17 protein-coding genes are annotated in these 17,453 nt (G+C 75.9%); 13 read left to right on the top strand and 4 right to left on the bottom strand.

Annotated features, from left to right (window positions below):
• The first annotated feature begins 2 nt into the window (after positions 1-2).
• The 11 genes from ABD254_RS02840 to ABD254_RS02790 all read left to right on the top strand — a co-directional run bounded on the left by ABD254_RS02840 (position 3) and on the right by ABD254_RS02790 (position 10,568).
• Entirely contained in the window at positions 3-461 is a 459-nt protein-coding gene (locus ABD254_RS02840; protein WP_425553626.1) for a cytidine deaminase, read from the top strand.
• The gene (locus ABD254_RS02835; protein ID WP_344245456.1) at positions 458-1,759 is read left to right on the top strand and encodes a thymidine phosphorylase; all 1,302 of its coding nucleotides are present in this window, start codon (positions 458-460) and stop codon (positions 1,757-1,759) included. The genes ABD254_RS02840 and ABD254_RS02835 overlap by 4 nt, the downstream gene beginning before the upstream one ends.
• A gap of 35 nt (positions 1,760-1,794) precedes the next feature.
• Complete coding sequence (locus tag ABD254_RS02830) at positions 1,795-2,631, top strand: hypothetical protein (RefSeq protein ID WP_344245454.1); 837 nt, start codon at positions 1,795-1,797, stop codon at positions 2,629-2,631.
• 91 nt (positions 2,632-2,722) lie between these two features.
• Positions 2,723-2,983, top strand: a complete 261-nt coding sequence (locus ABD254_RS02825) for a hypothetical protein (protein ID WP_344245452.1) — start codon at positions 2,723-2,725, stop codon at positions 2,981-2,983.
• Positions 2,984-3,002: 19 nt separating this feature from the next.
• Positions 3,003-4,127, top strand: coding sequence for an adenosine deaminase (locus ABD254_RS02820; RefSeq protein ID WP_344245450.1), 1,125 nt, complete (start codon positions 3,003-3,005; stop codon positions 4,125-4,127).
• The gene (gene deoC / locus ABD254_RS02815) at positions 4,124-4,885 is read left to right on the top strand and encodes a deoxyribose-phosphate aldolase (RefSeq protein ID WP_344245448.1); all 762 of its coding nucleotides are present in this window, start codon (positions 4,124-4,126) and stop codon (positions 4,883-4,885) included. The genes ABD254_RS02820 and deoC overlap by 4 nt, the downstream gene beginning before the upstream one ends.
• Before the next feature lie 33 nt (positions 4,886-4,918).
• Entirely contained in the window at positions 4,919-5,575 is a 657-nt protein-coding gene (locus tag ABD254_RS02810; RefSeq protein WP_344245446.1) for an ABC transporter ATP-binding protein, read from the top strand.
• Between the two features lie 8 nt (positions 5,576-5,583).
• Positions 5,584-7,302 (top strand): hypothetical protein, encoded by a 1,719-nt coding sequence (locus ABD254_RS02805; RefSeq protein WP_344245444.1) that lies wholly within the window; start codon positions 5,584-5,586, stop codon positions 7,300-7,302.
• 45 nt (positions 7,303-7,347) lie between these two features.
• Positions 7,348-8,034: an SDR family NAD(P)-dependent oxidoreductase gene (locus ABD254_RS02800; protein ID WP_344245442.1), complete on the top strand. Its 687-nt coding sequence runs from the start codon at positions 7,348-7,350 to the stop codon at positions 8,032-8,034.
• Positions 8,035-8,123: 89 nt separating this feature from the next.
• The gene (locus ABD254_RS02795; protein WP_344245440.1) at positions 8,124-8,948 is read left to right on the top strand and encodes a siderophore-interacting protein; all 825 of its coding nucleotides are present in this window, start codon (positions 8,124-8,126) and stop codon (positions 8,946-8,948) included.
• A gap of 102 nt (positions 8,949-9,050) precedes the next feature.
• Positions 9,051-10,568, top strand: coding sequence for a polysaccharide pyruvyl transferase family protein (locus ABD254_RS02790; protein ID WP_344245438.1), 1,518 nt, complete (start codon positions 9,051-9,053; stop codon positions 10,566-10,568).
• Positions 10,569-10,613: 45 nt separating this feature from the next.
• On the opposite strand, the gene ABD254_RS02785 is transcribed toward ABD254_RS02790, so the two are convergent.
• Both ABD254_RS02785 and ABD254_RS02780 read right to left on the bottom strand, forming a co-directional pair.
• On the bottom strand, positions 10,614-12,440 hold the full coding sequence (locus ABD254_RS02785) for a phospho-sugar mutase (RefSeq protein WP_344245436.1): 1,827 nt from the start codon (positions 12,438-12,440) through the stop codon (positions 10,614-10,616).
• A gap of 59 nt (positions 12,441-12,499) precedes the next feature.
• Positions 12,500-13,351, bottom strand: coding sequence for a purine-nucleoside phosphorylase (locus ABD254_RS02780; RefSeq protein WP_344245434.1), 852 nt, complete (start codon positions 13,349-13,351; stop codon positions 12,500-12,502).
• A 103-nt stretch (positions 13,352-13,454) separates the two neighbouring features.
• On the opposite strand from ABD254_RS02780, the gene ABD254_RS02775 reads away from it, so the two are divergent.
• Positions 13,455-14,963: an NAD(P)H-quinone dehydrogenase gene (locus ABD254_RS02775; protein ID WP_425553625.1), complete on the top strand. Its 1,509-nt coding sequence runs from the start codon at positions 13,455-13,457 to the stop codon at positions 14,961-14,963.
• Between the two features lie 7 nt (positions 14,964-14,970).
• Here ABD254_RS02775 and ABD254_RS02770 read toward each other — a convergent pair whose 3' ends face one another.
• Positions 14,971-15,534 (bottom strand): NUDIX domain-containing protein, encoded by a 564-nt coding sequence (locus ABD254_RS02770; RefSeq protein ID WP_344245432.1) that lies wholly within the window; start codon positions 15,532-15,534, stop codon positions 14,971-14,973.
• A gap of 83 nt (positions 15,535-15,617) precedes the next feature.
• Between ABD254_RS02770 and ABD254_RS02765 the strand changes: the two genes are divergently transcribed.
• Positions 15,618-16,934 carry an MFS transporter gene (locus ABD254_RS02765; protein WP_344245430.1) on the top strand — a complete coding sequence of 439 codons (1,317 nt, stop codon included), beginning with the start codon at positions 15,618-15,620 and terminating at the stop codon, positions 16,932-16,934.
• Between the two features lie 65 nt (positions 16,935-16,999).
• On the opposite strand, the gene ABD254_RS02760 is transcribed toward ABD254_RS02765, so the two are convergent.
• Positions 17,000-17,443: a DUF2087 domain-containing protein gene (locus tag ABD254_RS02760; protein ID WP_344245428.1), complete on the bottom strand. Its 444-nt coding sequence runs from the start codon at positions 17,441-17,443 to the stop codon at positions 17,000-17,002.
• Positions 17,444-17,453: the final 10 nt, after the last annotated feature.

The following is a 17,453-nucleotide window of genomic DNA, read 5'->3' as shown; positions in this document are numbered from 1 at the left end:
CCGTGGCCGACGAGCCGACGGAGCAGCACGTGCGGGTCGACTGGGAGGCGCTGCGGGCCGCGGCGGCCCGGGTCGCGGACCGCGCGTACGCGCCGTACTCCGGGTTCCCGGTCGGCGCGGCCGCGCTGGTCGACGACGGGCGCGTCGTGGTGGGCTGCAACGTGGAGAACGCCGCATACGGCGTCACCCTGTGCGCCGAGTGCTCGCTCGTGTCGGCCCTCGTCACGGGCGGCGGCGGACGGCTCGTCGCGTTCACGTGTGCCGACGGCGCGGGCGAGATGCTCATGCCCTGCGGCCGCTGCCGGCAGCTGCTGTGGGAGCACGGCGGCCCGGGGCTGCTGGTCGACTCGCCCCGCGGCGTCGTGCCGATGACGGAGGTGCTGCCCGACGCGTTCGGCGCGCACGACCTCGACCGGCCGCTGCCCGGCGGCCGGCGAGCCGGCGAAGGGGAGCACGCATGAGCGAGCAGTACGACGCCGTCGACGTCATCCGCACCAAGCGGGACGGCCTTCCGCTCGAGCCCGGGCAGATCGACTGGGTGCTGGACGCCTACACCCGCGGGGTCGTCGCGGAGGAGCAGATGTCGGCGCTCGCGATGGCGATCCTGCTGAACGGGATGAGCCGCCCCGAGGTCGCGCGCTGGACCGGGGCGATGATCGCGTCCGGGGAGCGGATGGACTTCTCGGGGCTGTCGCGGCCGACGTCGGACAAGCACTCCACCGGCGGCGTGGGGGACAAGATCACGCTGCCGCTGGCGCCGCTGGTGGCGTCGTTCGGGGTCGCCGTCCCGCAGCTGTCGGGGCGCGGGCTGGGGCACACGGGTGGCACACTCGACAAGCTCGAGTCGATCCCCGGCTGGCGCGCGTCGCTGTCGAACGACGAGCTGATGGCCCAGCTCGAGGACGTGGGCGCGGTGATCTGCGCCGCCGGCGCGGGACTCGCCCCCGCCGACAAGAAGCTCTACGCGCTGCGCGACGTGACCGGCACCGTGGAGTCGGTGCCGCTGATCGCCAGCTCGATCATGAGCAAGAAGATCGCCGAGGGCACGGGCGCGCTCGTGCTCGACGTCAAGGTCGGCTCCGGCGCCTTCATGAAGGACCTCGCCATGGCGCGCGAGCTCGCACGCACGATGGTGGACCTCGGCACGGACGCCGGCGTGCGCACCGTCGCCCTGCTTACGGACATGGCCACGCCGCTCGGACGCACGGCCGGCAACGCGCTGGAGGTGCGCGAGTCGGTGGAGGTGCTCGCCGGCGGCGGGCCGGCAGACGTCGTCGACCTCACGGTCGCGCTCGCGGTGGAGATGCTGGACGCCGCGGGCCGCCCGACCCCGGAGGCCGACGTCCGGGCCGCGCTCGGCGACGGCCGGGCGATGGACACCTGGCGGCGCATGATCGCGGCGCAGGGCGGCGACCCGGACGCGCCGCTGCCCGTCGCGACGCACCAGCGGGACGTCGTGGCCGACCGCTCCGGGGTGCTGGGCACGCTCGACGCCTACGCCGTGGGCGTTGCGGCCTGGCGGCTCGGGGCCGGCCGCTCGCGGCGCGAGGACCCCGTCCAGGCGGGGGCCGGGGTGGAGCTGCACGCCAAGCCAGGGGACCTCCTCGACGCCGGCCAGCCGTTGCTGACGCTGCACACCGACATCCCCGAACGGTTCGACCGGGCCCTCGCGGCACTGGACGGCCGATGGTCGTTGCTCGACGACGACGGCGCCGCGCCCGGGGCAGCGGGGCCGCTCGTGCTCGATCGGGTCGGCTGACCGGCCGACCCGCACACCGCCCGAGAGGGACCGCGATGCCGCTTCGCCTCACCGACGTGCTCGCCACGCTCGGGCTGTTCGGCGGCCCGCCGCCCGGCCCGCCGCCGGGACGGTTCGTGCGTCCCACGGTCCCCGACGACGTCGCCGCCGCGGCAGGCGCCCTCCCGCCGCCGGCCCGCGCCCGGGTGCTGGACCCGCTGGCCCGCGACGAGGCTCCGCCGCGGCCGGGCCGTCCACGCATCCTCGACCTCCCCGCCGGGTCCGACGGGGCGGGGGGCACCGGCCCACCGGCGCGGCAGGTCGACGAGCGCACCTGCGGTGCGGCCGTGCTCACGATGCTGCTCCTGGCGGGCGACCCCCGCCGGGCGCTGGAGGTGGCCCGGTGGCCGGCCGGCCCGGCGGAGGCGTTCGCCGAGATGCAGCGGACGTTCCACGCGCGCACCACCCGCGGCGTCGCCGGGCTGCCGACCTGGCCGGCGGCGTTCGGCACCCCGCCCTGGGGGGCGGCCGGCGCGGCCCGGTACGGGCCCGTGCGGTACGCGCACCGGGTCGTCGGCGGCCGGACTCGCGCCCGGGTGCTGGACGCCGCGCTCGCCGCCGCCGGCGCCGGGGTGCCGGTCCCGCTCTACACGGGCGGCGACCTCGGGCGCGGCGTGACGACGGCGGTGCCGCGGCACGTCGTCCTGCTCTCCGCCGTCCGGGACGGCGTCGCCACGCTGTACGAGCCGTCGTCGGCGAAGCTGCACGCCGTCCCCGCGTCCGCGCTCGTCGCACCGCAGCCGGCGCCGCGCGACCGCGGAGCCCTCGTGGCCGCCTTCGGCGGCTGGCCGCACGTCGTGTGGGCGCTGCTGCCGCGGGACGCGCGCGGCTGACCGACCGTCGACGACCGATCGGGCTCCCCTGGCGCGCCGGGGCGGCCGGGGCCACGATGGGAGCCACCGCCGCGAGCGAAGGGGGAGGCCCATGAGCACCGTCCCGGACGACGCCTGGCGAGACGCCGGGCTGGAGGACGCCGACGACACGACCAGCCTGCTCGAGGAGTCGGAGGAGCCCGACGCCGCGGCTCCGGCCGACGAGCAGCCGGAGGAGTACCGCCCGCGCACGGCGCGCCCCGACCTGGACGGGGCGGCCTCGGAGGCGGACGTCGTCGAGCAGTCGCAGGTGGTCCGCGGGCTCGACGAGCCGGACGCCGAGGGCGGGGCGGACGACGTCACGAGCGCCTGACGGCCGGTAGGTTGACCTCATGACGCAAGCCCTCGTCGACCTGATCCCCGACCTGCCCAAGGTCCTGCTGCACGACCATCTCGACGGCGGCCTACGGCCGCAGACGGTGCTCGAGCTCGCGGACGAGGTGGGGCACGAGCTGCCCCCGGCCGCCCGGGCCGACGCCGACGCCCTCGGGACGTGGTTCGTCGAGTCGGCCGACTCCGGCTCGCTCGTGCGCTACCTGGAGACCTTCGACCACACCATCGCCGTGATGCAGACGCCGGACGCGCTGGCGCGCGTCGCGCGCGAGGCGGTGCTCGACCTCGCGGCGGACGGCGTCGTCTACGCCGAGCAGCGCTGGGCGCCGGAGCAGCACGTGCAGCGCGGGCTCTCGCTCGCCGAGACCGTCGAGGCCGTGCAGTCCGGGATCGACGAGGGGATCCGCGAGGCGGCCGCCGCGGGCCGCATCATCCGCGTGGGCCAGCTCGTCACCGCCATGCGGCACACCGACCGCTGGCAGGAGATCGCGGAGCTCGCCGTCGCCTACCGGGACCGGGGCGTGGTCGGCTTCGACATCGCGGGGCCCGAGGACGGGTACCCGCCGTCGCGGCACGCGGAGATCTGGCGCTACCTCGCCGAGCAGGACTTCCCCGTGACCATCCACGCGGGCGAGGCCGCCGGCCCGGCGTCGATCGCCGAGGCCGTGCACCTGGGCCAGGCGGACCGGATCGGCCACGGCGTGCGGATCGTGGAAGACATCACGTTCCACGACAGCTTCGACGACGGCGGCGAGCGTCGGGCCGAGCTCGGCAGCCTCGCGCACTGGGTGCGCGACCACCAGATCACCCTCGAGGTGTGCCCGGTGTCGAACCTGCAGACGGCGGCGACGTCCGCGACGTCGATCGCGGACCACCCGATCACCCGGCTCAAGGAGCTGGACTTCGCCGTCGCGCTCAGCACCGACAACCGGCTGATGTCGCGCACGTCGATGACGCACGAGATGACGCGGCTCGTCACCGAGGCGGGCTGGACGATCGACGACCTCGCCGACGTGACGATGACCGCGGCCTGGAGCGCCTTCGTCCACCACGACGAGCGTCGCGAGCTCGTCGACGCCGTGATCCTGCCCGGGTACCAGAAGCTCGAGGGGGCCCTGCGATGACCGACCAGCCCACGCCTCGGCCTGCAGACCAGGCCTCGTCGTCCGGCGACGTGCCCGCCGACGCCGCCGCGCTGGCCCGCCTCGTCGACCACACCCTGCTCAAGCCGGAGGCCACCGCGGCCGACGTCACGGCCCTCGTCGAGGAGGGCGCCCGGCTCGGCGTCTTCTCGGTGTGCGTGTCGCCCACGTTCGTCGCGCACACCGTTGACGCGGCCGCCGGCCGTCTCGCAGTCGCCACCGTCTGCGGCTTCCCGTCGGGCAAGCACGTCAGCGAGGTGAAGGCCGCCGAGGCGGCCCGCTCCGTCGAGGACGGCGCCGACGAGGTGGACATGGTCGTCGACGTCGGCGCGCTCAAGGCCGGCGACCTCGACGCGGTCCAGCAGGACATCGAGGCGGTCCGTGCCGCGGTACCGGCGGGCAAGGTGCTGAAGGTCATCATCGAGTCGGCGGCGCTGACCGACGACGAGATCGTCGCCGTGTGCCGGGCGGCCCAGGCCGCCGGGGCCGACTTCGTCAAGACCTCGACCGGGTTCCACCCGTCGGGGGGCGCCTCGGTGCACGCGGTCGAGATCATGGCGGCCACGGTCGGCGGCGCCCTCGGGATCAAGGCGTCGGGCGGGATCCGCACCCTGCGGGACGCGCTCGCACTGGTCTCCGCCGGCGCCACCCGTCTGGGACTGTCGGGGACGGCGGCGGTGCTCGCGGGGTTCGACGACGACGGCTCGGCCTCCGCGGCGCCTGCCGACGCCGCCTACTGACCGCGGCGTGGTGTCGCGTGGCAGGGTGGGACCGTGAGCGGGGCGACGGAGCCCGTCGTCGACGCCTCGGCGGTGAGCCGCACCCACGGGACGGTCGAGGTGCTGGCGCCGACGTCGCTGTCCCTCGCACCGGGTGAGGTGGCGGTCGTGGTGGGGCCGAACGGCAGCGGCAAGTCGACGCTGCTGCGGCTCGTGGCCGGCCGGGACGTGCCGACGTCGGGCACCGTGCGGGTGCTCGGCCTGCCCGCGCGCGAGGCGCGTCGCCGTCGCCGCGAGGACGTCGCCCTGCTGCTGGGCGGTCCGTCGGCCTACCCGGACCTCACCGTGGCCGAGCACCTGCGCCTCGTCGCCTCGGCGTGGGCCGGCCGGCATCCGGGGCCGTCGGTGGACGAGGCGCTCGGCGCCGCGGAGCTGACCCGGGTCCGCGACCAGCTCCCGGGCGAGCTGTCGTCCGGGGAGGCACAGATGTTCGCCCTCGCCACCACGCTGTACCGGCCCGCGCAGCTCGTGCTGCTCGACGAGCCCGAGCAGCGCCTCGACGCCCGATGGCGCGCCGTGGCGCGCCGGCTGATCGGCAGGGCCGCGGACGCCGGGCGGGCGCTCGTCGTGGCGACGCACGACCCCGACCTGCGGGCGGACCTCGCGCGGCGCGGGCGCGAGGTGGAGCTCTCCGCCCCGGGCCCGCGGTGACGGGCGCGGTGGCCGACCGTGCCCACGGCGGCGGGGCCGAGGGCGCCGTCGACGACGGGACCCGCGTGCCGTACCGCCGCTGGCGGCGGTGGGTGCGCTCGCTGCGGCGCAACACGCTCCGCAGCCGCGCCGCCGAGAGCGGGCACGACCCGCACGACCGGGTCTACCTGGCCTACGGCGTCGTGCTCCTGGGGCTCGTCTACGGCCCGATCGCCTGGTCGGCGCTGGCGCAGGCGGCGTCCGCGCTGCGCACGACGGAGGTCGTCGCGGCCGGCGTGGCGGACGGGCCGGCCGTCGCGCGGCTCGTCGCCGGCGGGCTGCTCGCGCTGGGCGTCGCGGGTGCCGGCGCGCTCGCGGCGGCCCGTGCCGGGGGACCGCTGTGGGCCAGCCGCGCCGAGGTCACCTTCGCCCTGAGCGGGCAGTTCCCGCCGCGGGCCGTGCTGCGGCGGCGGGCCGCGGCGCTGGTCGCGGGCGCCGCGATCGTCGGTGCGTTCGGCGCGACCGCCCTCGCGTGGGGCGCGGGGGACGACGCGGCCACGGTCCTCGCGTGGGGGGCCTGCGGCGCCTGCCTGGCACAGGTGCCGCTGGCCGTCGGAGCGGCGGCCCAGACCCCGCGCTGGCGGCGAGCGGCGTGGACGGTCGTGGGGCTGCTCCTCGGGCTCGGGGGCCTGGCGGCCCTGGGCGCGGCGCTCACGCCCGCGGCGGCGCCGGCGATCGGCGTCGCCTGCCTCGGTCCCGACGGCGACCCGGCCGCGTGCGCCGTGGACGCCGGGCTGGCGCCGGGCCTGGCGACGGGCGGGCTGCTGGTCGGCGCGGGGTTGGTCGGGCTGGCCTGCGTGCTGCTGGTGCTGGTCTCGCTGCCGGACGAGGTCGACGTCGACGCCGCGGCCGCGGGCCACCGCCGGACCGTCGCCGCGGTCCAGGGGCTGGCCGGCGGGGAGTCCGGGGCGGTGGCAGACGTGCTCGGCCCGTCCGTCCTCTCCGGGCGGCGCGCCACGTTCTGGCCGTCCCTGCTCGGGCGCGCCCCGCTCGTGGCCCGAGACCTGCTGGGGCTGCGCCGCCGGCCGGGCGCGCTGGCAGGGTCCGCCGCGGTCGGCGTCCTCGGGGCGTTGCTCGTGCTGCTCGGTGGCGCCGCGGCGTCGGCACCGCCGGCCGGGCCGGGCGCGCCGGGGACGGCGCTCGCCGGGACGACGCTCGCCGCCGTGGTCGGGGCGGCGCTGCTCTATGCCGCGAGCGCGACGTGGAGCGGCGGGCTGCGGGCCCTGGCGGCGCAGCCGGAGCCGGGGACGCTGCTCCCCGGGCGGATCGGGCGGCAGGTGGCCGCGCACGCCGTCGTGCCCTCGGTGGTCGCGGCCGTCGTCACGGGGCTGGGTGTCGCGGTGGCGACGCTCCTGGACGCCGCAGGGTCGGCGGGTCTCGCGCTCGGCGCGGCCGTCCCGGGGCTCGTCCTCGTCCTCGTCCTCGTCGTGGTCCTCGCGGCGCGCGTCTGGGTGGCGGGGGCCACGTCCGCGCCGTCGGGGTTGTTCACCCCGATGTCGACGCCGGACGGCGACGCGTCGATGCTCGTCCTGGGTGCGTGGTACCTGCGCGGCTGGCTCGTGGTGATCGGCGCGGCCTGGCTGCTGCACCGCGCCGGGCCCGACGCCGGCCTCGCCCTGGCGGTCGTGCTGCTCGCGCTCGCGGGCGTGCTCGTGCGCTCCGCCGTGCGCCGGCTCGCGACGGCGTGACGGAACGGCGGAGCGCGGCCGGCGCCGGTCCTGTTGGATCGCCGGATGACTTCGCGAACACGCAGGGTGCTGGTGACGGGTGCGAGCCGGGGGTTCGGTGCGGCCTGCGTCGAGGTCTTCGCCGCCGCCGGGTGGGACGTCGTCGCAAGTTCGCGCGCGCCCGCCCCGGGCGGCGCGCCGCGGGTCGACCAGGTGGTGTGGGACGTCACGGACGACGACGCCGGCCCGCTGCACTCCGCGCTCGGGGAACGCCCGCTCGACCTGCTCATCAACAATGCCGGCGCGGGCACGCCGGGCACGCCGCTGGAGGACGTCGACGTCGCGACCCTGCTGAGCGTCTGCGACGTGAACGTCGGGGGCGTCATCAGGGCGACCCGCGCCGCGTTGCCGAGCCTGCGGCTGTCGCCTGCTCCGCTGGTGCTCAACATCAGCTCCCGGCTCGGGTCGATCCACGACCAGGCGGCCGGTCGGTACCGGGACTTCGGCACGAGCTACGCCTACCGGATCTCGAAGGCCGCGCAGAACATGGCGACGACCTGTCTGGCCCACGAGCTCGCCCCGCAGGTACGGGTGTGGGCGGTACATCCGGGAAGGCTGGCGACGGGCATGGGCCGATCAGGCGCCGCAGGCGATCCCATCGACGCGGCGACGAAGCTCCTCGAGCTGGCCGGCTCCACCGAGACGCACAGCCCCCGGTTTCTCGAACTCGCGCACGGAGAGCTCGAGTGGTGACCGCGCGCTGCTCTGCTCGTCGAACCCGGCGAGTCCGTGAGCGAGGTCACAGCGGCGCGTGCGGGCGTCGAGGTTAGGCTCGCCTCACCATGACTGAATCGCCGAAGCCCGACACTGCCGGCGGGCCGCCGGCACGCAAGCGCACCCCCCGGCACGCGACGGTCACGGCCGTGCGCCGTCTGACCCCGCACATGGTCCGCGTGACGGTCGCGGGCCCGGAGCTCGCGGCGCTCGACCCGGGCGCGCACACCGACGCCTACGTCAAGCTCGTGCTCGGCGAGCTCGCCGACGGCCGCCCCCTGCTGCGCACGTACACCGTGCGCGCGGTGCGCGACGTCGCCGGGACCGTCGAGTGGGACCTCGACTTCGTCGTGCACGGCGACGCGGGCGTCGGCGGGCCGTGGGCCGACCGGGTCCGGCCGGGGGAGGCCGTGACCTTCATGGGCCCGGGCGGGGACTACGCACCGGACCCGACGGCGCCCTGGCACCTCCTGATCGGCGACGACTCGGCGCTGCCGGCGATCGCGGCGGCGGCGGAGCGGCTGCCCGCCGGCGCCGTCGTGCACGCGTTCGTCGAGGTCCACGGCCCGGAGGACGAGCAGGCGATCGACAGCCCGGCCGACCTGCGCCTGGCCTGGGTGCACCGCGGCTCCGGCACGCTCGAGGAGGCCGTGCGTGCCGCGCACGCCGCCGGGTCGTTCCCCGCGCAGGCCCCACAGGTGTTCCTGCACGGCGAGGCCGGGTGCGTGCGCGACCTGCGCCGCTGGGTGCGCACCGAGCTCGGCGTGCCACGGGAGCTGCTGTCCGCGTCCGGCTACTGGCGCCGTGGCACCGACGACGAGGGCTGGCGGGCCGCCAAGCGCGACTGGGTCGCCGCCGTCGAGCTGGACGACGCCGCGCTCGTCACCGGCTGAGCCGACCCGGGACCGATAGTCTCGTATTCCGACCGACTCTGTGGGATATGCTCCCGGTGCACCGGCCGCGGTGCACCGGATCGGCGACCGAGAGGATCCCGCATGCGTCTCGTCCTGGTGGGCGACATCGGCTGGAGCGACCTGTACCACCTCGGCGACGAGGCGATGACGGAGCGTGCGCTGGAGGCGCTCGCCGTGCGCGGCGTCCGGGACGTCACGCTGGTCGCCGGGAGCCCGGAGCACGCCGCGGCACGGTACGGCGTCCGCACCGTGCCGCGCCTCGGCTTCAAGGACCGGCGACGCCGCGGGTGGAACGTGGCCCGGCGGGACCAGGTCCTGCAGGAGGTGCGGACCCCCGGGGTGCTCCCGGCGTCCGACCCGGCCCATCAGGTGATCGAGGCCGTCCGCGCGGCGGACGCGGTGCTGGTCGCCGGCGGTGGCAACCTCACGACGTTCTTCGCCCAGCACGTCTTCGAGCGCACGACGCTCTTCGCGGTGGCGCGCGAGCTCGGCGTGCCGTTCGCGCTGACGAGCCAGACCGTGGGCCCGCTCCTGAGCCGCGCCGACATGGACGAGCTGCGCCCCATGCTCGCCGGCGCCGTCGCCGTGGGGGCCAGGGAAGGGGCGACCGCGGCGCTCGTCTCGCAGGTCACGTCGGGTTCGGCCACCGTCGTGCGCACGATGGACGACGCGTTCGGCCTGGCGCCGACCGCCGCCGACGAGGACGCGGTCGCGCGGCTGGGCCTCCCGTCCTGGTACCTGATCGCCAGCTTCACGCAGAACCCGTCCACGCCCCTCGTCGACCAGGACGCCTACCTCCGCCTGGCGGCGCGCACGACGTCCGAGCTCGCGCGCGTCCACGACGCCGACGTGCTCCTCGTCCCGCACGCCGGCAACCCCGGTGACGGGCCGGGCACCCGTGACCAGGTCACGAACGACCGGATCGCGCAGCTCGCCGACGACGTGCGGGTCCGGCCCACGCCCCTGCTCACGGCGCGGCAGGTCGCGGCCCTCACGGCGAGGGCGGGCCTCGTCGTCGGGACGCGCTACCACCCGGCGATCATCGCGGCGCGGTCCGCGGTCCCCGCCGTCGCGCTCGCACCGACCCTGTACTCGTCGGTGCGGATGCGCGGGGCGGCGGCGAACGTCGGGATGCCGCAGCACGTGCTCGGGCTCGACTCGTGGCGGTCGGGGGACCTCGTCCGTGCCGCGACCGAGCTCCGGGACGACGCCGTGGGGGTGCGCCAGCACCTGGAGCGGGTCGGGGCGGTGCGGCGGGCGGAGAGCGACGCCTGGTGGGACGCCCTCGTGGCGGCGCTGAGCACCGGCTCCCGGGTCGACGCGGCGGACCTCGCGGACGTCGAGCCCTATCTGTCGCCCGGGTCGTGGCCCGCTGCTGCTGGCCACCTCCTCGACGCGACCGAGCGGTTCGACCGCGAGCGGCTCCTCGCGGCCTGGGAGCGGGAACGCCTCACGGAGCGCATCGCCCGGCTGGAGGCGGCCCGCGCCGATACGCCGGCCGCGCCCACGGCGCCACGGTCGCCGGTCGAGCGGACCGGCGGGCGCGGGCTCGTCCGCGGGGCACTGCGCAGTCTCCGGCGCGAAGCGCCGGTGCCGTGACGCCTGGCGGCGGCGCGGTCTCGACAGGCTCGACCGGCGGCCGGCTCAGAGCCCGAGCGCGACCCGCAGGTCTGCCTTGACCCGGTCGAGCTTGGCGTGCGCGGCGACGCGCATCCGGCCGACGTCGTACGACGACGCGTCGGGCACGACCGGCTCCACGACCTCGAGGTAGCACTTGACCTTCGGCTCGGTGCCGCTGGGTCGCACGACGACGCGCGTGTCGTCGGCGGCCAGCAGCACCACACCGTCCGTGGGCGGCAGCCCGTCCACGCCCGCCGACAGGTCGAGGACCTGCGCGACGCCCGCCCCGCCGAGGGAGCGTGGCGGGGCCGACCGCAGCCGCGCCATCGTGTCGCCGATGCGCTCGAGGTCGTCGAAGCGGGCGGAGAGCTGGTCGGTGAGGAACAGGCCGTTCTCGCGCGCGACGTCGTCGAGGGCGTCGATCAGGGTGCGGCCGGCGGCCTTGAGCCGGTCCGCGAGCTGGGCCACCAGCACGGCGGCGCTGATGCCGTCCTTGTCCCGCACGCTGTCGGGGTCGACGCAGTAGCCGAGCGCCTCCTCGTACCCGAAGACGAGGCCCGGCGTGCGCGAGATCCACTTGAAGCCCGTGAGGGTGGTGGCATGCGCGGCGCCGTGGTGCGCCGCGATCGACGACAGCACCCGGGACGACACGACGGACGACGCCAGGACCGGCCGACCGCCGCCCGGGGCCGCCTTCCCCCTGCTCCGCATGACGATCTCCCGCCCGAGCAGCGCGCCGACCTCGTCGCCGTGCAGCATCCGCCACCCGTGCGAGCGGGCGGTCTCCGCGCCCTGGTAGGTGCCGGTCGTGGGGTCGATGACGGCGACGGCGCAGCGGTCGGCGTCGGGGTCGTTGGCGATGACGATGTCGGCCTGCTCGTCCGACGCGAGGCCGAGCGCCATGTCGATCGCGCCGGTCTCCTCCGGGTTGGGGAACCGTACCGTGGGGAAGTCGGGGTTCGGGTCGACCTGCTCCTCGACCGGCACGACGTGCGTGAACCCGGCGTCCGCGAGCGCGCGCGCCAGCACCCGGCCCCCGACCCCGTGCAGGGAGGTGGTGACGACGCGCAGCGTGCGCGGCGCGCCGTCGGACAGGGCGCGCACCGAACCGAGGTAGGCGTCCACGATCTCGCGGCCCAGCACCGTCCACCCGTCCTCGGCGCGCGGTACGTCGGCGGCCGGCCCGACGGCGGCGATCCGCTCGGCGATCCCGGCGTCGTGCGGCGGCACGATCTGTGCCCCCTGCCCGGCGTCCGTCACGACCCGCCCGCCCAGGTACACCTTGTAGCCGTTGTCGGCGGCGGGGTTGTGGCTCGCGGTCACCATGACGCCGGCGTCGGCCTGCAGGTGACGCACCGCGAACGCGAGCACGGGCGTGGGCAGCGGTGCGGGCAGCAGCAGCACGTCGGCCCCCGCGGCCGTCAGGACGGCCGCCGTGTCCGCGGCGAAGTCGGCCGACCGGTGGCGGGCGTCGTAGCCGACGGCCACGCGCGGCGTCGCGCCCCGGCCGAGCGCCGCCGCGAGGTAGGCGCCCAGCCCGGCGGCCGCCCTGGTCACCACGACGCGGTTCATCCGGTTCGGGCCCGCCGCCATCGTGCCGCGCAGGCCGGCGGTGCCGAACTGCAGCGGCCCCGCGAACCGGTCGCGCAGCTCGGCGACGGCGTGCTCGGCCGTGCTGTGCCGGTGGGAACCGGCGGCCTCCGCGAGGCGGGCGAGCTCCGCCTTGTCGCCCTCGTCGACGTCGTGGCGGATCCAGCTCTCCACCTGGTCGAGCAGCAGGTCCAGGGGGACGGTCGGCCCGTGGGGCCCCGCGTGCGGGTCGAACGCCGGGTCGTCGGTGTCCAGGCTCATGGCGGACGCTCCTTCGGGCCGCGCCGTGCGGCGGGGGACGGGGTGGGCGGTGGCAGGGGTCAGAGGGACTTCACGATGCGCGCGAGCAGGTCGCTGATGCGCGGGCCCGCCTTCTGCCCGGCCTCCAGCACCTCCTCGTGCGAGAGCGGCTGGGGGCTGATGCCGGCCGCGAGGTTGGTCACCAGCGAGATGCCGAGCACCTCCATACCGGCGTGCCGGGCGGCGATGGCCTCGAGCGTGGTCGACATCCCGACCAGGTCGGCGCCCATGAGGCCGGCCATCTTCACCTCGGCCGGCGTCTCGTAGTGCGGCCCGTGGAACTGCGCGTACACGCCTTCGGGCAGCTCGGGGTCCACCTGCCGGGCGACCGCGCGCAGGCGCGCGGAGTACAGGTCGGTGAGATCGACGAACGTCGCGCCCTCGAGCGTGGAGGTGCCCGTGAGGTTGATGTGGTCGGACAGCAGCACCGGCTGCCCCGGCCGCCACGAGATGTGCAGGCCGCCGCAGCCGTTGGTGAGCACGACCGTGTCGCAGCCCGTCGCGGCCGCGGTGCGCACGCCGTGGGCCACGCGACGCACGCCCTTGCCCTCGTACAGGTGGGTGCGCCCGCCGAGGACGAGCGCGTGCCGCACCGACCCGTCGGGACGCTCGACGCGCACCGACCGCGTGGTGGTGCCGTGCCCCACGACCGACGGCCGGGCGAAGCCGGGGATCTCGTGGGTGGGGATCTCCGCGACGACGTCGCCGACGAGCTCCGCCGCGCCGCCCCAGCCCGAACCGAGCACCAGCGCGACGTCGTGCCCGGGCACCCCGGTGGCCTCGGCGATGTGGTCCGCGGCGGCGCGGGCGACGTCGAACGGGTCGGCGGCCGGGTCGTCGAGGTCGGGCACGGGGCGCGTCGTGGTGCTCATGGACCCGAGAGTAGCCCGGCGCAGGGGCCCCCGCCGCGCTGGTTTCCACGGCCGGGAGCGGGGCCGTTCCGACCAGCACCGCGGGGCCTGACAGAATGGGCGCGTGCCCACCGTGAACACCCCTTCGAAGGACACCCCTGCCCCCGTCGCCGCACCCGGCGCACCGGTGGCGGACGCCCGGAGCCAGCGCGTCGTCGTCGTCGGCGGCGGCCCCGGCGGCTACGAGGCCGCCCTCGTCGCGCGCCGCCTCGGCGCCCGCGTGACGGTCGTCGAGCGGCAGGGCCTCGGCGGCGCCGCCGTGCTCACCGACGTCGTGCCCTCCAAGACGCTCATCGCCACCGCGGAGTGGCTGACCACCGCGGAGCAGGGGCCCGAGCTGGGCATCCGGTCCGAGGCGCTCGCGGAGGCCGAGCCCGGCGCCGAGGCGCAGGCGCGCAGCACCCGCGCCCGCCGCGAGCTGGTCGACCTCGAGGCCGTGAACGCTCGCGTGCTCGCGCTCGCCGAGGCGCAGTCGGCCGACATCCGTGCGCGGCTGGAGCGCGAGGGCGTCGAGATCCTCGCGGGCTCCGGGCGCCTGGACGGCCCGTCGAAGGTCGTGGTCGAGGGTGCCGACGGCGCCACGACGGCGCTCGGCGCGGACACGATCCTGCTCGCCCTCGGCGCGACGCCGCGGACGCTGCCCACGGCCGTCCCCGACGGGGAGCGCATCCTCACGTGGACGCAGCTGTACCGGCTCACCGAGCTGCCCGAGCGGCTGATCGTCGTCGGCTCCGGCGTCACCGGGGCGGAGTTCGCCGGGGCGTACCACGCCCTCGGCTCCGAGGTCGTGCTCGTCTCCTCGCGCGACCGCGTGCTGCCGGGGGAGGACATGGACGCCGCCGAGCTGCTCGAGGGCGTCTTCCGCGCCCGCGGGATGACGGTCATGTCGCGCTCGCGCGCCGCGTCCGCCGAGCGCACCGCGGAAGGCGTCGCCGTGACGCTGTCGGACGGGCGGGTCGTCGAGGGTTCGCACGTGCTCATCGCGGTCGGCGCCGTGCCCTCGACCGCCGGGCTCGGCCTCGAGGAGGCGGGCGTGCGGCTCACCGAGTCCGGTCACGTCGCCGTGGACAAGGTGTCGCGGACGGCGGTGCGCGGCATCTACGCCGCCGGGGACTGCACCGGGGTGCTGCCGCTGGCGTCGGTCGCCGCCATGCAGGGCCGCATCGCGATGTCGCACGCGCTCGGCGACGCCGTGGCGCCGCTGCGGCTCAAGCAGGTCGCGGCCAACATCTTCACCGCCCCGGAGATCGCGACGGTCGGGTACAGCGAGGCCAGGCTGCGCGAGCAGGGGTCGCGCTACGTCACGACGATGCTGCCGCTGGCGCGCAACCCGCGCGCCAAGATGCTCGGGATGCGCGACGGGTTCGTCAAGCTCTTCGCCCACCCGGAGGCCGGCGTCGTGCTCGGCGGCGTCGTCGTGGCCCCGCGCGCGAGCGAGCTGGTCTTCCCCATCACGCTCGCCGTGGCGCACCGGCTCACCGTGGACGACGTCGCAGACGCGTTCACCGTGTACCCGTCGCTGTCCGGGTCGATAGCCGAGGCCGCCCGCGTGCTGCACAGCCAGGTGCGCTGACCGGGCGCTACGCGGCGGGCGGCTCCAGCAGCGCGAGCAGGTCGGGCAGGGCCGCCCCGAACGCGGGCAGCAGCGGCAGCCGGCCCAGCTCGTCGAGCGCCACCCAGCGGACCTCGAGGCTCTCGGGGTCCGCCGCGAGCGGGGTGAACCGCGCCCCCGGGACGACGTCCGCGACGACCGTCGTGTAGGACCACGGGCCGTGGTCCAGCAGGTGCGTGCCGACGACGTGCACCGCTTCCGGCGGGATAGCCGCCTCCTCGCGCGACTCGCGCAGGGCGCCGTCGACCGCCGACTCCGCCGGGGCGAGCGCGCCCCCCGGAACGCCCCACGTGCCGCCCTGGTGGGACCACAGGGCCCGGTGCTGCAGGACGACGTCCGTCACGGGGCCGTGCGTTCCGCCGCTGCGCCCGCCGCCGGGCTCGCCGGCAGGCGCCGCCCGGCGGGCCAACAGCAGCCCGGCGGCGCCGTGCAGGCCCCAGTGCCGGTGGTCGCCGCAGGCCACCCACCCGTCGCCGGCGTGCCTGTGCAACGTGTCACGTCGGCCGTCGCTCGGGGGAAATGGGCTGGGCACGCGGTCAGGCTACCGGCGAGCATGGACGGGTGAACGATGCGACCGCCGATGAGTCCGACGCCGCCTACAGGTCTTCCGCTGACATGAGCACCGCCGAAGCCCAGACCCCGGGCGAGCAGCCCGCCGACACGGCTCCCGCCGACGAGATGCCCGGCTGGAAGCGGAACGTCACCGTCTTCCTCACCGGCCAGACCGTGTCGCTGCTCGGCTCGATGCTGGTGCAGTTCGCCGTGATGTGGCACCTGACGATCGTGACCGGCTCCGGAGCGGTGCTGATGTTCAGCATCGTCTTCGGCATGCTGCCGCAGGCGTTCGTGTCGATCTTCGGCGGGGTGTGGGCCGACCGGCACTCCCGCAAGCTCCTCATCATCGGCGCGGACACGTCGATCGCAGTCATCACCCTCGCGCTCGCGCTCCTCATGCTGTCGGGCGTCGACGACCTGTGGGTCATCTACGCGGCGCTCGCGGTCCGGTCCACGTTCGCCGGGATCCAGACGCCTGCGGTGAGCGCGATGCTCCCGCAGATCGTCCCGACGTCGCAGCTCATCCGCATCAACGGGATCAACCAGACGATCCAGTCGGGCATGATGCTGCTCGCGCCGGTGCTGGCCGCGGCGATCTACGCCAGCTTCGACATCGTCGCCGTGTTCTTCGTGGACGTCGTCACCGCGCTGATCGGCGTCGGCCTGCTGCTGCTCGTCACCGTCCCACGACTCGTCCGCTCCGACGCCGAGGAGCGCCCCAGCTACTTCGGCGACCTGGCCGCGGGCGTCCGGTACATCGCCGGGCACGGCCCCGTGAAGTGGCTCATGACCATCTTCGCCGTCGCGATGGTGCTCATTGGGGCGCCGTCGTACCTGACGCCGCTCATGGTGCGGCGGACGTTCGGCGACGAGGTCTGGAAGCTCACCGCGAACGAGCTGTTCTGGGCCGCCGGGATGCTGCTCGCTGGGCTGCTGATGGCGGTGATCGGCCCCCGGATCAGGAACAGGATCGCGCTCATCATGGGGGCGGTCACCGCCGCCGGCGCCCTCACGACCGGCCTCGGCCTGTCCACGAACATGTGGGTCTTCTTCGGGATCGGCTTCCTGGTGAGCGCGACGTTCGCCCTGATGTCCGCCCCGAGCGTGACGATCCTACAGGAGACGGTCGAGCCCGAGATGCTGGGCCGCGTCTTCGGGTTCGTGGGCATCGTCATGACCGTCGCGATGCCGCTGAGCATGGTGGTGTTCGGGCCGCTCGCCGACGTCTATTCGGTCGAGTCGCTCCTCGTCGTCGCCGGGTTGCTCCTGGTCGCGTTCGTGGCGGTGGTGTTCATGGTGCCGTCCGCGCGCCGCTCGCTCGCGGCGATCTCGCGTCCGGCGGCCGAACCGGCGGACGGAGCACCTGCCGAGGTGTGACCCGTCGGCACCTGCCCGCGCCGACGGTGCCGTCGAGTCGGTCAGAATGGCGGAGGGCGAGCCCGTCAGTCCAGGACCGGAGCGGAACCGGCGTGCCGAGCGAGCCAGTAGCGCGATCCGTCGGCCTCCCTGCCCAGCATCCCGAGATCCACGGCGAGCCGGCGTAGCCCGGACGGGTCGAAGAAGACCATGGCGAGGCGAGCGTTCAGCTCGACCTCGGTCATCCATCCGCGGCCCTCACCCAGGAACACGCGATCGACGACGGCCTGGGCGAGTCCCGGTCGATCCTGCTCGCGCGCGGGCCACTCGGAGATCGGGCCGTACGCCAGGAGCCCTGCCTCCGAGAGCAGGGTGCCGATCAGGGCGTGGTCGTCCGCCAGGAGGTCCAGGTCGACCTTGCCGTCGTCGAGCCACCGCAGCCTCTCGAGCTGGGGACTCGTGCCCTGCGGGCCCGGCTCGGCTCCGGAGAGCGCGGCCACCAGGTCCTGGCGCAGCTTCGGCGCGCGCATCACGCCGATC

It is taken from the genome of Isoptericola hypogeus (genome assembly GCF_039531145.1).
In the GTDB taxonomy this organism is placed as follows: domain Bacteria; phylum Actinomycetota; class Actinomycetes; order Actinomycetales; family Cellulomonadaceae; genus Isoptericola; species Isoptericola hypogeus.
Note: the sequence above shows the minus strand (reverse complement) of the source record. Positions and strands in the feature narration are given on the sequence as shown.

Excerpts from the sequence above, each read along its gene's own strand:
- ABD254_RS02835 (WP_344245456.1), top strand. The coding sequence starts at position 458 with ATGAGCGAGCAGTACGACGCCGTCGACGTCATCCGCACCAAGCGGGAC.
- ABD254_RS02795 (WP_344245440.1), top strand. The coding sequence starts at position 8,124 with ATGACTGAATCGCCGAAGCCCGACACTGCCGGCGGGCCGCCGGCACGC.
- ABD254_RS02800 (WP_344245442.1), top strand. The coding sequence starts at position 7,348 with ATGACTTCGCGAACACGCAGGGTGCTGGTGACGGGTGCGAGCCGGGGG.
- ABD254_RS02830 (WP_344245454.1), top strand. The coding sequence starts at position 1,795 with ATGCCGCTTCGCCTCACCGACGTGCTCGCCACGCTCGGGCTGTTCGGC.
- ABD254_RS02760 (WP_344245428.1), bottom strand. The coding sequence starts at position 17,443 with ATGCGCGCGCCGAAGCTGCGCCAGGACCTGGTGGCCGCGCTCTCCGGA.
- ABD254_RS02820 (WP_344245450.1), top strand. The coding sequence starts at position 3,003 with ATGACGCAAGCCCTCGTCGACCTGATCCCCGACCTGCCCAAGGTCCTG.
- deoC (WP_344245448.1), top strand. The coding sequence starts at position 4,124 with ATGACCGACCAGCCCACGCCTCGGCCTGCAGACCAGGCCTCGTCGTCC.
- ABD254_RS02780 (WP_344245434.1), bottom strand. The coding sequence starts at position 13,351 with ATGAGCACCACGACGCGCCCCGTGCCCGACCTCGACGACCCGGCCGCC.
- ABD254_RS02765 (WP_344245430.1), top strand. The coding sequence starts at position 15,618 with ATGAGCACCGCCGAAGCCCAGACCCCGGGCGAGCAGCCCGCCGACACG.
- ABD254_RS02825 (WP_344245452.1), top strand. The coding sequence starts at position 2,723 with ATGAGCACCGTCCCGGACGACGCCTGGCGAGACGCCGGGCTGGAGGAC.
- ABD254_RS02790 (WP_344245438.1), top strand. The coding sequence starts at position 9,051 with ATGCGTCTCGTCCTGGTGGGCGACATCGGCTGGAGCGACCTGTACCAC.
- ABD254_RS02785 (WP_344245436.1), bottom strand. The coding sequence starts at position 12,440 with ATGAGCCTGGACACCGACGACCCGGCGTTCGACCCGCACGCGGGGCCC.